General features: G+C 64.3%; 14 protein-coding genes and 4 tRNA genes. 11 read left to right on the top strand and 7 right to left on the bottom strand.

The features are described from left to right. The 4 genes from grpE to hrcA all read right to left on the bottom strand — a co-directional run bounded on the left by grpE (nt 1) and on the right by hrcA (nt 3,077). A complete protein-coding gene (gene grpE, locus LN047_RS05290; RefSeq protein ID WP_056321280.1) occupies nt 1-558 on the bottom strand; it encodes a nucleotide exchange factor GrpE in 558 nt (185 codons plus the stop codon). Between the two features lie 127 nt (nt 559-685). Beyond that, the gene (locus tag LN047_RS05285; RefSeq protein WP_056321277.1) at nt 686-922 is read right to left on the bottom strand and encodes a hypothetical protein; all 237 of its coding nucleotides are present in this window, start codon (nt 920-922) and stop codon (nt 686-688) included. Next, a complete protein-coding gene (hemH, locus tag LN047_RS05280; RefSeq protein ID WP_373981262.1) occupies nt 912-2,027 on the bottom strand; it encodes a ferrochelatase in 1,116 nt (371 codons plus the stop codon). Before hemH ends, LN047_RS05285 begins: the two co-directional genes overlap by 11 nt. 45 nt (nt 2,028-2,072) lie before the next feature. Then, nucleotides 2,073-3,077: a heat-inducible transcriptional repressor HrcA gene (hrcA, locus tag LN047_RS05275; RefSeq protein WP_062840377.1), complete on the bottom strand. Its 1,005-nt coding sequence runs from the start codon at nt 3,075-3,077 to the stop codon at nt 2,073-2,075. A gap of 140 nt (nt 3,078-3,217) precedes the next feature. On the opposite strand from hrcA, the gene LN047_RS05270 reads away from it, so the two are divergent. Continuing rightward, nucleotides 3,218-4,117 (top strand): NAD kinase, encoded by a 900-nt coding sequence (locus tag LN047_RS05270; RefSeq protein WP_056321271.1) that lies wholly within the window; start codon nt 3,218-3,220, stop codon nt 4,115-4,117. A gap of 12 nt (nt 4,118-4,129) precedes the next feature. Further along, on the top strand, nt 4,130-5,791 hold the full coding sequence (gene recN / locus LN047_RS05265; protein ID WP_373981261.1) for a DNA repair protein RecN: 1,662 nt from the start codon (nt 4,130-4,132) through the stop codon (nt 5,789-5,791). A 117-nt stretch (nt 5,792-5,908) separates the two neighbouring features. On the opposite strand, the gene fur is transcribed toward recN, so the two are convergent. Then, the gene (gene fur / locus LN047_RS05260; RefSeq protein ID WP_056321269.1) at nt 5,909-6,328 is read right to left on the bottom strand and encodes a ferric iron uptake transcriptional regulator; all 420 of its coding nucleotides are present in this window, start codon (nt 6,326-6,328) and stop codon (nt 5,909-5,911) included. A gap of 154 nt (nt 6,329-6,482) precedes the next feature. On the opposite strand from fur, the gene LN047_RS05255 reads away from it, so the two are divergent. Together LN047_RS05255 and dapB are read left to right on the top strand one after the other, a co-directional pair. After that, a complete protein-coding gene (locus LN047_RS05255; protein WP_373981260.1) occupies nt 6,483-7,019 on the top strand; it encodes an outer membrane protein assembly factor BamE in 537 nt (178 codons plus the stop codon). A 15-nt stretch (nt 7,020-7,034) separates the two neighbouring features. Further along, nucleotides 7,035-7,826 (top strand): 4-hydroxy-tetrahydrodipicolinate reductase, encoded by a 792-nt coding sequence (gene dapB, locus LN047_RS05250; protein ID WP_373981259.1) that lies wholly within the window; start codon nt 7,035-7,037, stop codon nt 7,824-7,826. 63 nt (nt 7,827-7,889) lie between these two features. Here dapB and murB read toward each other — a convergent pair whose 3' ends face one another. Further along, a complete protein-coding gene (murB, locus tag LN047_RS05245) occupies nt 7,890-8,933 on the bottom strand; it encodes a UDP-N-acetylmuramate dehydrogenase (protein WP_373981258.1) in 1,044 nt (347 codons plus the stop codon). A gap of 205 nt (nt 8,934-9,138) precedes the next feature. On the opposite strand from murB, the gene LN047_RS05240 reads away from it, so the two are divergent. The 6 genes from LN047_RS05240 to LN047_RS05215 all read left to right on the top strand — a co-directional run bounded on the left by LN047_RS05240 (nt 9,139) and on the right by LN047_RS05215 (nt 10,873). Next, nucleotides 9,139-9,214, top strand: a tRNA-Gly gene (locus LN047_RS05240). Nucleotides 9,215-9,428: 214 nt separating this feature from the next. Further along, nucleotides 9,429-9,504 (top strand) — tRNA-Gly (locus LN047_RS05235). 124 nt (nt 9,505-9,628) lie between these two features. Further along, nucleotides 9,629-9,704, top strand: a tRNA-Gly gene (locus tag LN047_RS05230). Between the two features lie 55 nt (nt 9,705-9,759). Next, nucleotides 9,760-9,833: transfer RNA gene (locus LN047_RS05225), tRNA-Cys, on the top strand. A 100-nt stretch (nt 9,834-9,933) separates the two neighbouring features. Beyond that, nucleotides 9,934-10,269, top strand: coding sequence for a hypothetical protein (locus LN047_RS05220; protein ID WP_373981257.1), 336 nt, complete (start codon nt 9,934-9,936; stop codon nt 10,267-10,269). Between the two features lie 4 nt (nt 10,270-10,273). After that, complete coding sequence (locus LN047_RS05215; RefSeq protein ID WP_373981256.1) at nt 10,274-10,873, top strand: DUF2946 family protein; 600 nt, start codon at nt 10,274-10,276, stop codon at nt 10,871-10,873. Between the two features lie 10 nt (nt 10,874-10,883). On the opposite strand, the gene LN047_RS05210 is transcribed toward LN047_RS05215, so the two are convergent. Beyond that, nucleotides 10,884-11,285, bottom strand: a complete 402-nt coding sequence (locus LN047_RS05210) for a DoxX family protein (protein ID WP_062840371.1) — start codon at nt 11,283-11,285, stop codon at nt 10,884-10,886. A 131-nt stretch (nt 11,286-11,416) separates the two neighbouring features. On the opposite strand from LN047_RS05210, the gene LN047_RS05205 reads away from it, so the two are divergent. Then, on the top strand, nt 11,417-12,349 hold the full coding sequence (locus LN047_RS05205; protein ID WP_056321249.1) for a LysR family transcriptional regulator: 933 nt from the start codon (nt 11,417-11,419) through the stop codon (nt 12,347-12,349). Nucleotide 12,350 lies beyond the last annotated feature (1 nt).

The raw sequence follows: 12,350 nt of genomic DNA, 5'->3' as shown, positions 1-12,350 counted from the left end.
TCAGCCCTGGCCGGCCGACACGACCACCAGCGCCGGGCGCAAGGTACGGTCGGCAATCACATAGCCCTTCTGCAGCAGTTGCACCACCGTGTTGGCGGGCTGCTCGTTGGGAATGGACGAAATGGCCTGGTGCTGGTGCGGATCGAACTTGTCGCCCTGAGCCGGCGCGATTTCCTTGAGCAGGTTGCGCTCGAACGCGGCGGCAAGCTGCTTGAGGGTGACTTCGACGCCTTCGCGCAGGGTTTCGACCGTCTGATCGGGCTGGGCCAGGGCAGCTTCCAGGCTGTCCTTGACCGGAACCAGGCTTTCGGCGAACGACTCGATGCCGAACTTGCGCGCCTTGGAGACTTCTTCCTGGGCGCGGCGGCGCACGTTTTCGGCTTCAGCTTGCACACGCAGAAGCTGGTCGTGCTGCTCGTTGACGGTAGCCTGGGCGGCGTCCAGTTGGGCGCGCAACTCGTTCAGCTCGGCCTGCGCGGCGTCCTGGGCGGCCGGAGCCGCATCGGCGCTCTGGCCGACTTCGGGCGCCTGGTCAGCAGGCTCGTGGGGTGCCGTCATGGGGAATCCTCCAAAAAGAATGGCTTTCGCAGACATGAATGGGGGCCAATACCCCTAATTCAAGCCCGGTTAAGCGAAATATTCCCCGGGGCGCGGCCCGAAGGCCGGGCGCCCGCTGACCGAACGGCTACTTTTTGCTGGGTTGGGCGGGGGCCACGGGGTCGCTGGCCGGAAAACTTTCCTTCAGCGCGCGGTCCACGCGCTTGTCATCGGCGTCCGGATCTGACGGAATCGCGACCGGGTCGCTGGCAGGGAAGGTATCGGCCAGGGCCTCGTCCAGGTCGTGTTCGACGCGGTCCTCGTCGACGGGAGTGGTGACTTTGCCCTTCTTGACCGTCTTTCCAGTCTTGGGATCATGGTGCATGCGCCTTCTCCTTCAAGTCCGTGGCTGCTGGTATCCACCCCTGCAAGTTTCGTTCCACCAGACCGGACAGCCCCGCGATCCAGGCCGGGTCGTCATTGATGGCAGGAATGTAACGGAACTGTTTGCCCCCCGCCTCGAGAAAGGCGTCGCGGCATTCCAGGCTGATTTCTTCCAGGGTTTCCAGACAGTCTGCCACAAATCCCGGGCACACCACATCGACCTCCGTGACGCCGGAGGCGGCCAGGGCCTTCAGGGTCGGCTCGGTATAGGGCTCCAGCCAGCGGGCCGAGCCGAACCGGCTCTGGAAGGTCACCTCGATCTGGTCGCGCGGCAAGGACAGCCGCTGGGCCAGGAGCCGGGCGGTTTCCATGCAGTCGCGGTAGTAGGGATCGCCCAGTTCGATGGAGTAGCGCGGCAGGCCATGAAAGCTCATGACGAGTTTCTGCGGCTTGCCGTGTTCGGCCCAGTAGCGCTCGATGCGCGCGGCGAGCGGGTCCAGGTAGGCGGGCTCGTCGTGAAAGCGCTTGATGAAGCGCATCTCCGGCTGATCGCGCAGCTTGCCCATGTATCGGGTGACGGCGTCGACCACGGTGGCGGTGGTGCTGGCGGCGTACTGGGGATACAGCGGCACCGTCAGGATGCGCTCGCAGCCCTGCTTGCGCATGTTTGCGATCACCTGGGGGATGGAGGGGTTGCCATAGCGCATGCCCAGCTCGACCACGGCATCCACGCTGGCCGCGTGCAGGGCGGCGCGAACGCCATCGGTCTGGCGTTGGCTATAGACCATCAGGGGCGAGCCGCCCTCCATCCAGATGCCGGCGTAGCGCGGCTCCAGCCGCTTGGGCCGGCGCACGAGCACGATCCCGTGCAGGATGGGCTTCCAGAGATAGCGCGGGATTTCGATGACGCGCGGGTCGGACAGGAATTCGCCGAGATACTTGCGGATGTCCTTGGGCGACGTCGTGTCGGGCGTGCCCAGGTTGACCAGCAGCACGCCGACCTTGCCGGGCACGCGCGGCGGCGGATCCTCGTTGAAGGGGTCTTCTTGGTGGGGCTCAGGAAGGTAGCGCTCAGGCCAGAGATACTTGAACAGGCGAAGAAACACAAAAACTCCCCTTCCTCCGCAAGGAGGATGTAGCTTTGAATGGGACTACTGGTTGTGGCTGAGGGCGTTGGACAGCAGGCGCGCCGTGATGTCCACGATGGGTATAACCCGCTCGTAGGCCATGCGGGTCGGACCGATGACACCCAGGGTGCCGACCACCTTGCCGTCCACGCCGTAAGGCGCCGTGATGACGGAGACATCTTCCAGGGGCACCAGTTGCGAATCGCCGCCGATGTAGATCTGCACGCCCTGCGCGCGGCTCGAGACGTCCAGCAATTGCAGCAGATCGGTCTTTTTCTCGAACAGCGAAAACATCTTGCGCAGCCGGTCCATGTCGGACGCGATGTCGGTGACGTCCAGCAGCTTGCGCTCGCCCGAGATGACCACGGCGTCGCCGTCCTCGGCCGCTTCGGCGCTGGCCTCGACGGCGGCCTGCATCAGGCGCGAGATGTCTTCCCGCAACTGGGCCAGCTCGGTCGACAACGTCTGGCGCACGGCATTGAACGACTTGCCGGCGAAGTGCATGTTGAAGAAGTTGCCGGCTTCCAGGAGCTCGGACTCGGCGTAATCCCGCTGGACGAAAAGGATGCGGTTCTGCACGTCGCCATCGGGCGTCACGATGATTAGCAGGACGCGCTTGTCGGACAGGCGGATGAATTCGATCTGCCGGAACACCTGCGCGCGCTTGGGCGTGAGGACCACGCCCGCGAACTGCGTCAGGTTGGACAGCAGCGCCGCGGCCGCATTGACGGCGCGGGTAGGTTCGGCCGCCGAGAGCATTTCACCCATGTTGTGCGGCTGCAGCTGGTACGACTGCACCGACAGCAGCGAATCGACGAACATGCGGTATCCGCGCGGCGTGGGAACACGGCCGGCGGAGGTGTGCGGACTGTGGATCAGTCCCAGCTCTTCCAGGTCCGCCATGACGTTGCGGATGGTGGCCGGAGACAAGTCAAAGACTTTAGATAGCGTCCGCGAGCCGACTGGCTGCCCATCGGCGATGTAGCGTTCTATCAACGCTTTCAGTAAAGCGCGTGCGCGGTCATCCATAGCGGCTATTTTAGGGAATCTTTTCAGGTTGAGGCGATTTTTGTCCCGCAACACAATATACGGCCCCATATAATCGGCTAATTGGCCCATTCTGGGCATGTTCAGCTTTGCGGTTTCGCCCTTTTCATTCCTACGCAGCCATGCATTTTCCTATAGTCGCCCTGATCGGCAGATACCAGGACACCGGCCTGGACACACCGCTGAGAGCACTTGCGCACGCGCTGACGCAGGCGGGCCGCCATGTGCTGATCGATGCGGACACGGCGCGCAATACCGGGCTGACCGAATACCCCATCGCCACGCTCGAGGAAATCGGCAAGACCGCCTCGCTCACCGTGGTCATGGGCGGCGACGGCACCGTGCTGGGCGCCAGCCGCCATCTCGCGCCCTACGGCATGCCGCTGATCGGCATCAACCACGGGCGCCTGGGCTTCATCACCGACATCGCCCTGCAGGACGCGCACGCCGCGCTCGCCCGCGTGCTCGAAGGCAGCTTCCAGATCGAAGACCGCATGCTGCTCGAAGGCAGCGTGTGGCGCGGCGACCAGAAGATGTATTCCGCGTCGGCCCTGAACGACGTGGTCCTGAACCGCGCGGGCCGCGGCGGCATGATCGAGGTCCGGGTCGAACTTGACGGCGCCTTCATGTATACGCAGCGCGCCGACGGCCTGATCATCGCCACGCCCACCGGCTCCACGGCCTATGCGTTGTCGGCCAATGGCCCCATCCTGCATCCGGGCATGAACGCCATGGTGCTGGTGCCGGTGGCGCCGCAAACGCTGTCGAACCGGCCCATCGTCATCCCGGACACCGGCGTGCTCAACATGACGCTCACGGCCATGGGCCGCGTCGAAGTCGGCGCCAGCGTGCACTTCGACATGCAGACCTGGTCCGACCTGCAACCGGGCGACCGCATCGTCGTGCAGCGCGCGCCCTACACCATCCGATTCGTGCATCCCGAAGGCTATAGCTTCTTTTCCACCCTGCGCCGCAAACTGCACTGGAACCTGATGCCCGAAGCCTCCGACAACGTAGAGTAATTAGCGCCCCTTATGCTGCGCACCCTGCACATCCGCGACTTCGTCATCGTCGAACAGACCGAGATCCACTTTGGCCCCGGCTTTACCGTCTTTTCCGGTGAAACGGGCGCCGGCAAATCCATCCTGGTCGATGCGCTGGCGCTCACCCTCGGAGAGCGCGGCGATGCCAGCATGTTGCGCGAAGGCGCGACCCGTGCCGACATCACCGCGGTGTTCGACACGCCGGCGGCGCTGCAGGCGTGGCTGGCCGAACGCGAAATCGACGCCGACGACGAACTCTCGCTGCGCCGCGTCATCGATGCGCAAGGCCGCAGCCGCGCCTACATCAACGGCACCCCGGCCACCGTGGCGCAACTGCGCGAACTGGGCAACAGCCTGGTCGACATCCACGGCCAGCACGCGCACCAGAGCCTGATGCGTCCCGACGCCCAGCGCGACCTGCTGGACGCGCACGGCGGCCACGGCGAGCTTCGCCACGCGGTTGGCCAGGCGTGGAAGCAGTGGCGCGCCTTGGCACGCCAGCTGGAATCGGCCGAAAAAGACGCGGAAAGCCTGGCCTCTGAACGGGAACGCCTGCAATGGCAGGTCGACGAACTGGACCGGCTGAACCTCGGACCGGACGAATGGGACGCCCTGCAATCCGAACACACGCGCCTGTCGCATGCGCAATCGCTGCTGGATGGCGCCTCGCAAATCCTTGAAATGCTGGACGGCGAAGGCGATTCGGCGCATCACCGCCTGACGGCCGCGAACCAGCGCCTGCAGCAGATGCTGCGGCACGATCCGGGCCTCAAGGGCGTCCATGACGAACTGGAATCGGCACGCATCGCCATCAGCGAAGCCGTGTCCGACCTGAACAACTACGTCAGCCGCGTCGACCTGGACCCCAAGCGACTTGCCGACGTGGAAGCACGGCTGGGACTGGTGTTCGAGACCGCCCGCAAATTCCGCACCGATCCCGATGCCCTGTGCGAACTGCGCGAATCGCTGCATTCGGAGCTTGCGGCCTTGCAGGCCGCCGGCGACATCGACGCGCTGCGCGCCCAGGCCGCCACGGCGCAGGCGCAATACGACGCGGCCGCCGCCAAGCTGACCACCGCCCGGCGCAAGGTCGCCAAGGATCTGGGCAAGCAGGTCTCCCAGGCCATGCAGACGCTCGCGATGCAGGGTGGCCGCTTTGAACCCACGCTCGCCCCGTCGGCGCCGTCCGCGCACGGCAACGAACAGGTCGAATTCCTGGTGGCCGGTCACGCCGGCACCACGCCGCGTCCGCTGGCCAAGGTCGCCTCGGGCGGCGAACTGTCGCGTATCTCGCTCGCGCTGTCGGTCATCGCCAGCCGCGCGGCGCGCGTGCCCACGCTGATCTTCGACGAAGTGGACAGCGGCGTGGGCGGCGCGGTGGCCGAATTCGTCGGCAAGCTGCTGCGCGAACTGGGCGAACGCCATCAGGTGCTGTGCGTCACCCACTTGCCCCAGGTGGCCGCGTGCGCCAACAACCAGTTCCTGGTCAGCAAGGCCGAGTCCCGCGGCACCACCCGGTCCAGCATCGAACCGCTGGACGCCCCGGCCCGCGTCGAGGAAATCGCGCGGATGCTGGGCGGCATGAAGCTCACGGCCACCACCCGCGAACACGCGCGCGAAATGCTGGAAGGGTTCGGCCAGACAACGCCTTGAGTCTGCGGCCTGCCGGCGTCACTGGCCTCAACATGCAAAAAGCCCCTTCAATCAGAAGGGGCTTTTGTTTTTGGCTACGCAGCCGGATGTACCGGCCTCACGGCTGCCCGCCCAGGCTTAGCGGCCTTTGAGGCAGCTGCCGCAGATGCCGTACAGCACCATCGCGTGGCTTTCCAGCGCGAAGGCGTTGTCCTTGGCGATCTTTTGCTGGCGCTTTTCGATCTCGGGATCCGAGAACTCGACGACCTTTCCGCAGTTGGTGCAGATCAGGTGGTCGTGGTGGTCGCCGTCGTTGAGCTCGAAAACGGCCTTGCCGCTGTCGAATTGGCTGCGCGCCAGGATGCCGGCCTGCTCGAACTGCGTCAGCACGCGGTAGACGGTAGCCAGGCCGATTTCGACGTTTTCGCCGATCAGGGCGCGGTAGACGTCTTCGGCGCTCAGGTGCCGTTCACCCGATTTGCGGAAAATATCAAGAATCTTCAGGCGCGGGAAAGTCGCCTTCAAACCCATGTTTTTCAGTTCGCTTTGGTCGCTCATGGTGTAATCGCTCTCCGTCCGCGTTGGCATGGGCAAGGACTGGGGTCACCGCAAGCCGGCTCGCCGAATTCATGCCGCCTCGCGGAACTATCCTTATGAAACCTTTATGATAACGGTTTTGCTTGCTTCCAAATAATAGGGGCGCGTAGTGTCCATGTTTGCACGTATTCCCTCCCGCTCTCTGAAGACCGGTTTGGCCGTTGCCGCCCTGGCCGTTGCCTTGGCGGGCTGCACCTCGAACAAATGGGGCTTCCCGTACAAGGCGCCGGTCCAGCAGGGTAACTGGATCACGCAGGAACAGGTTGCGCTGCTCCAGCCCGGCATGACCCGTGAACAAGTCCGCTTCGCGCTCGGCAGCCCCACGCTCACCAGCGTGCTGCACGCCAATCGCTGGGACTACCCGTACTACTTCAAGCCGGGCTACGGCAACCCGCAAGAGCGCAAGTTCACCGTCTGGTTCGAAAACGACCGTCTCACGCGCTGGGAAGGCGACAAGCAGCCCGATCTGCAGCCCTACCAGATCAACACGCCGGACGCCGTTGCCGACGAAAAGACCGACAAGCGCCTGGCCCGGGACGAAGCCCGGATTGAGCAGGAACAAGACGAACAGAAGCGCGACGCCGACGCGCCCGTCAGCCCGCTCAACCAATACCCGGGCCAGCCTGGCAACGCGCCCGAGCCGCTGCTCTAAACCGAAGGATTTTTTATGCGTATTGCTATCGCCGGCGCAAACGGCCGCATGGGCCAGATGTTGATCGAGGCCATCCTGAAGGCCGACGGCCTGGAACTGGCCGTTGCGCTGGACGTGCCGGGCTCGGCCGCGCTGGGCCGCGATGCCGGCGCCACGCTGGGCAAGCAGACCGGGGTTGCCATCACCGACGACCTGGACGCGCTTGCGGGCGCTGACTGCCTCATCGATTTCACCCGCCCGGAAGGCACGCTCAAGCATCTGCAGGCTTGCGTGAAGCACGGCGTGAAGGCCGTCATCGGCACCACCGGCTTTGACGACAACGGCCGCGCCGCAATCGAGGTTGCCGCGCAAAAGACCGCCATCGTGTTCGCCCCCAACATGAGCGTGGGCGTCAACGCGACGCTCAAGCTGCTGGACATGGCGGCCCGCATCCTGAACGCCGGCTACGACGTCGAAGTGTTCGAAGCCCATCACCGCAACAAGGTCGATGCGCCTTCCGGCACGGCACTGAAGATGGGCGAGACCATCGCGTCGGCCTGGGACGTCGCGCTGCCCGACGTTGCCACCTGGAGCCGCCACGGCGACACCGGCGTGCGCAAGCCCGGCACCATCGGTTTTTCGGTGCTGCGCGGCGGCGATATCGTTGGCGATCACACGGTGTCGTTCTGCGGCATCGGCGAGCGCATCGAGATCACGCACCGCTCGTCCAGCCGGGCCACTTACGCCGAAGGCGCGCTGCGCGCTGCGCGCTTCCTCGATGGCAAGACCAACGGTCTTTACGACATGCAGTCCGTGCTGGGGCTGTGATTTCCGGCGCCAAAAGCAAAGGACCCCGCGGGGTCCTTTTTTCATGCCGGAAAGCCTGCCCGGTCACACCACGACCGGCTCGGGCTCCAGGCGCACGCCATAGCGATCGGCCACCGCATCCTGCACCGCGCGCGCCAATCCCATGATGTCCGCGGCGGTGGCGCCCCCGCGATTGACGAGCACGAGCGCCTGGCGGTCATGCACGCCCGCCGCCCCCAGCGCCCTTCCCTTCCAGCCGCACTGATCGATCAGCCAGCCTGCGGCCAGCTTGAAGCGGCCATCAGCCTGCGCGTACGACACCAGGCCAGGAAAGCGCTGCGCCAACGCGTCACGCTGCGCGGCCGGCACGATGGGGTTCTTGAAGAAGCTGCCGGCATTGCCCGTGACCGCGGGATCGGGCAACTTGGCGCGCCGGATCTCGCACACGGCATCGAAGACATCGCGCGCGCTGGGCGATGCGCCCGACAGCCGCGGATGGCGTTGCAGATCGGGATACGCCAGCACCGGCCGCCACGGCCGCGGCAAGACAAAGCGCACGCTCACGATGATCCAGCGCCCGGGCGCATCATGCTTGAACACGCTGTCGCGGTACGAGAACTGGCAATCGGCCGCCTGCATTTCCACAAAGCGCGCCTCGCGCACATCCCAGGCCGTCAGGCTGTGAAGGCGTTCCTGCAGCTCGACGCCATAGGCGCCGATGTTCTGCACGGGCGCCGCGCCCACGGTGCCGGGGATCAACGCCAGATTTTCCAGGCCATCCCATCCCTGCGCGACGCAGGCCGACACGAATCCATGCCAGCTCTCGCCGCCTGCCGCTTCGACGATCCACGCGTCCGGCCGCGATTCCAGCAGCCGCACACCTTGGAAGGCCACGCGCGCAACCAGGCCGGGCACACGCTCGGGCAGCACCACGTTGCTGCCGCCGCCCAGCACGAGCAACGATGGCGCCGTTTGCGCCAGGGCGGATAACGCGGGCAATTGCGCGGGCTCGCGCAGCGCGACGAACGCATCGGCCCGGGATGCCAGTCCCAACGTATTCAGACCAGCGAGGTCCTGCACGGACGGAGACAAGGAATCGGGCGCGGATCCCGCGAAGGAATTTGACATGAGTGCTACGAGGTATGCTATAGTTTCTGTCTTCGCTCAGTTTACTTGATTGAGTGCTTGACCCGATTTACAGCGTAAATCGCAGCCAGCCAGACCGGCTCAGGACAAGCTCAAAAAATCGTGCTAGACTGCGCGCCTTCTGATCGATAACCAAGTTGATCAGAGTGAATAAGAAAAGCGGTTCTGGGCAGTTTACGGAACCAATGCGGGAGTAGCTCAGTTGGTAGAGCGCAACCTTGCCAAGGTTGAGGTCGCGAGTTCGAGACTCGTCTCCCGCTCCAGAATTTGATCTGCAGCGTTTTTTCAATGCTGCAAATCGTTGAAAGCAAGGGCCGAAAGGCCCTTTTTTCATGCCTGAAACACCGGGTTCGCCAACGCAGGCGCCTCGGCTTGATGGATGAAAAAATTAATGTATACTCTCGCCTCGCTGATCGGCCAGCCGCCAGAATTTTCAAGATTCAAACGGACCCTCAGCGACGCGGTCAGTGTGCAAATGCGGGAGTAGCTCAGTTGGTAGAGCGCAACCTTGCCAAGGTTGAGGTCGCGAGTTCGAGACTCGTCTCCCGCTCCAGATTTCGGTCTGCAGTGCAAAGACCCTTAAAAGCATGTACAATCGCTTTCTTTGCTGAACAGCCCTGATACCAATACAGGCTTTCACTAAAAGCAAATAAAGCAGTAGCAAAGTAATACCCCAAGCGGGAGTAGCTCAGTTGGTAGAGCGCAACCTTGCCAAGGTTGAGGTCGCGAGTTCGAGACTCGTCTCCCGCTCCAAATACAAAGAGGAAGCAACGGCACACACCGCGCTTCCTTTTTTCTTGCAAGTGCTGGCGCAATGGCAGAGTGGTTATGCAGCGGATTGCAAATCCGTGTACGTCGGTTCGATTCCGGCTTGCGCCTCCAGCATCTTTCTCCCTCCCCCCTGCATCTCGTTACCCATCCCTACGCCCGGTCAGCCGGATGATTGTTATGGTGACCCCGTTTTCATTTGAACGATGAGTCCATGCACAACATCCCGGAATCGCACCCGCGCCGCTTTGCTACCCGCCCCGCTTTCCTGAGCCTGTCCGCCGCCGCGTTGATCGCCCTTTCGCCCCTTGCCGCGGAGGCGCACGACAAGCACCATCACCACCGCCACAAGGGTGGCGAGTACAAGGAAAAGTACTGGGATGGCGCCTGTAAGGTCGAGCGCAAGTGGAAGCGCAATGGCGATTACAGCGAAAAGCGCAAATGCCGCGACGACCATGCGTATGGCTACGCGCCACAGCCCGTGGCCGTGCCGGTGATGCCCGTTCAGCCTGGCATCGTCATCTCGCCCACCATCGTCATACGCCCATAACGCCATGGATCAATCGGTGAAAGACGCCCTCGCCCGCTGGCCGAATGTGCCGGCGGTGTACGGCTGGCTGTCGCTCGATGCGCGCGGGCGTTGGCGCCTTCATCCGCAAGGTCAGGCCAACGAAGGCGGGCCGGGCGAGCCGATCACCAACACGCAGATCCTGGAGTTCATCGGCCGCAATTACGACCATGACGATGTGGGCCGCTGGTTTTTCCAGAACGGGCCGCAGCGCGTATTCGTGCGGTTGGACGCGGCGCCTTATGTGTTGCGCCTGGCCGACGACAATCGCGGCCTCGTCACGCATACCGATGCGGCCGTCGGCTCGGTCAGCGGGTGGTGGCTGGATGATGCAGGCCGGCTCTTCGCATCGACGCCCCTGGGCGCCGGCATTGTGCTGGACCGCGATCTGCAGCCGCTGCTCGAAACCCTGCAGACGGCGGCGGGCGCGTCTCTGATGGACGCGCTGGCGGGTTTGACGCCCGGCCAGTCGATCAGCGTGGCGTGGCCAGGCGTTTATGGAGCCGCGCCGCTGCATTCGATTGCGCAGGCGGACGTTGCCGATCGCCTGGCGTTCGACCCCGCGCCGCACGCCGGCGCGGGCTGAAACGGCGCGTTTAGCGCCGGCCGCTCTTGACCAGGGCGAACTTGCCGTCGCCCAGCAGCGCCAGCACGGCAGCCGCGACGGTCAGGAAGATGGGATATTCCCAGCCGCCGCCCGGGTTGCCGAATCCCCAGCCGTTGCCGAAGTGAACCGTCGACGCCGCGAAGAGCTGCACCACGGCAATGGCGGCCACCCAGCGCGGCACCACGCCCAAAATCAGCAGAATGCCGCCCGCCACCTCAAAGAACGTCACGGGATAGGCCAGCCAGCCGGCAAAGCCGATCTTCGTGAAAAACTGCGCCGTGCCGGGCAGCGTGAAGACCAGCAGCTTGGTCAGGCCGTGGGCCAGGAACATCACGCCCAGCGCCACGCGCAGGAGCAGTGCCGCATACGGCGCGGTACGGGAATCAATCATTGCAGTCATCCTTGTGCAGAAACGGATCGCTCAAAACGGGGCGAACCTTCATGGAGCCGTATTCTTGCGATTCCAAAAACAAAGATAAACATGCAGAATTGCAAATTATTGTTCCTCGATAGGAAACAATCTTGGACACCCACACCGCCATGCAGACCTACGCCAAGGTCGTTGAATTGGGTTCATTCGCGGCGGCCGCCGACAAGATGGGCCAGGCGCGCTCCGTGGTCACGCGGCAGATTGCCTATCTGGAGCAGAAGTACGGCGTGCGCCTGCTCAATCGCACCACCCGCAAGTTGAGCATGACCGATGCCGGGCGCGCCTTCTACGAGCGGGTGCGGCCCATCCTGGCCGAGGTCGCCGATCTGGAACTGTCGCTGCAGGCGGAAGGCCAGCGGCCCAGCGGACGGTTGCGGGTCAGCGCCCCCGTGTCCTTCGGCATCCTGCATCTGGGACCGGCGATTGCCGAGTACCTGCAGCGCTATCCGGACGTGGTGATCGACCTGGACCTGAACGATCGCGTGGTGGATCTGGTCGAGGACGGCTACGACGTCGCGGTGCGCATCGGCCCGCTGGTGGATTCATCGCTGGTGGCAAGGCCGCTGGCGCCGCAGCAACTGCTCGTCTGCGCGGCGCCCTCGTACCTGCAACGCCACGGCGCCCCTGCCGTGCCTGAAGACCTGAAGCAGCATCGCTGCCTGCACTACGCCTACGCAAGCACGGGCAACGAATGGCATTTCGAGAAGGATGGCGTGACGCACTTGGTGCGCGTGAATGCGGCGCTGCGGGCCAATAATGGCGACGTGCTGCGCACCGCCGCGCTGGCCGGCCACGGGATCATCCTGCAACCGGAATTCCTGGTGGGCGACGACATTCGCGCCGGCCGCCTTACCGCCTTGCTGACCGGCTACGCCCACACCCCCATCTCCATGGTCGCCGTCTACCCGCACCGCCGCTTCCTGTCGCCCAAGGTGCGGTCGTTCGTGGAACACCTGGAAGCCCGATTCGGCAGCCCCGCGCCCACGCCGCCGGGACGGCGCGCCACGACCCGCCGCAGCCGTTAGA

The sequence above is a fragment of the Achromobacter sp. JD417 genome, assembly GCF_041879325.1.
GTDB lineage: Bacteria > Pseudomonadota > Gammaproteobacteria > Burkholderiales > Burkholderiaceae_B > Achromobacter > Achromobacter mucicolens.
This window is presented reverse-complemented; position numbering and strand designations above follow the sequence as displayed.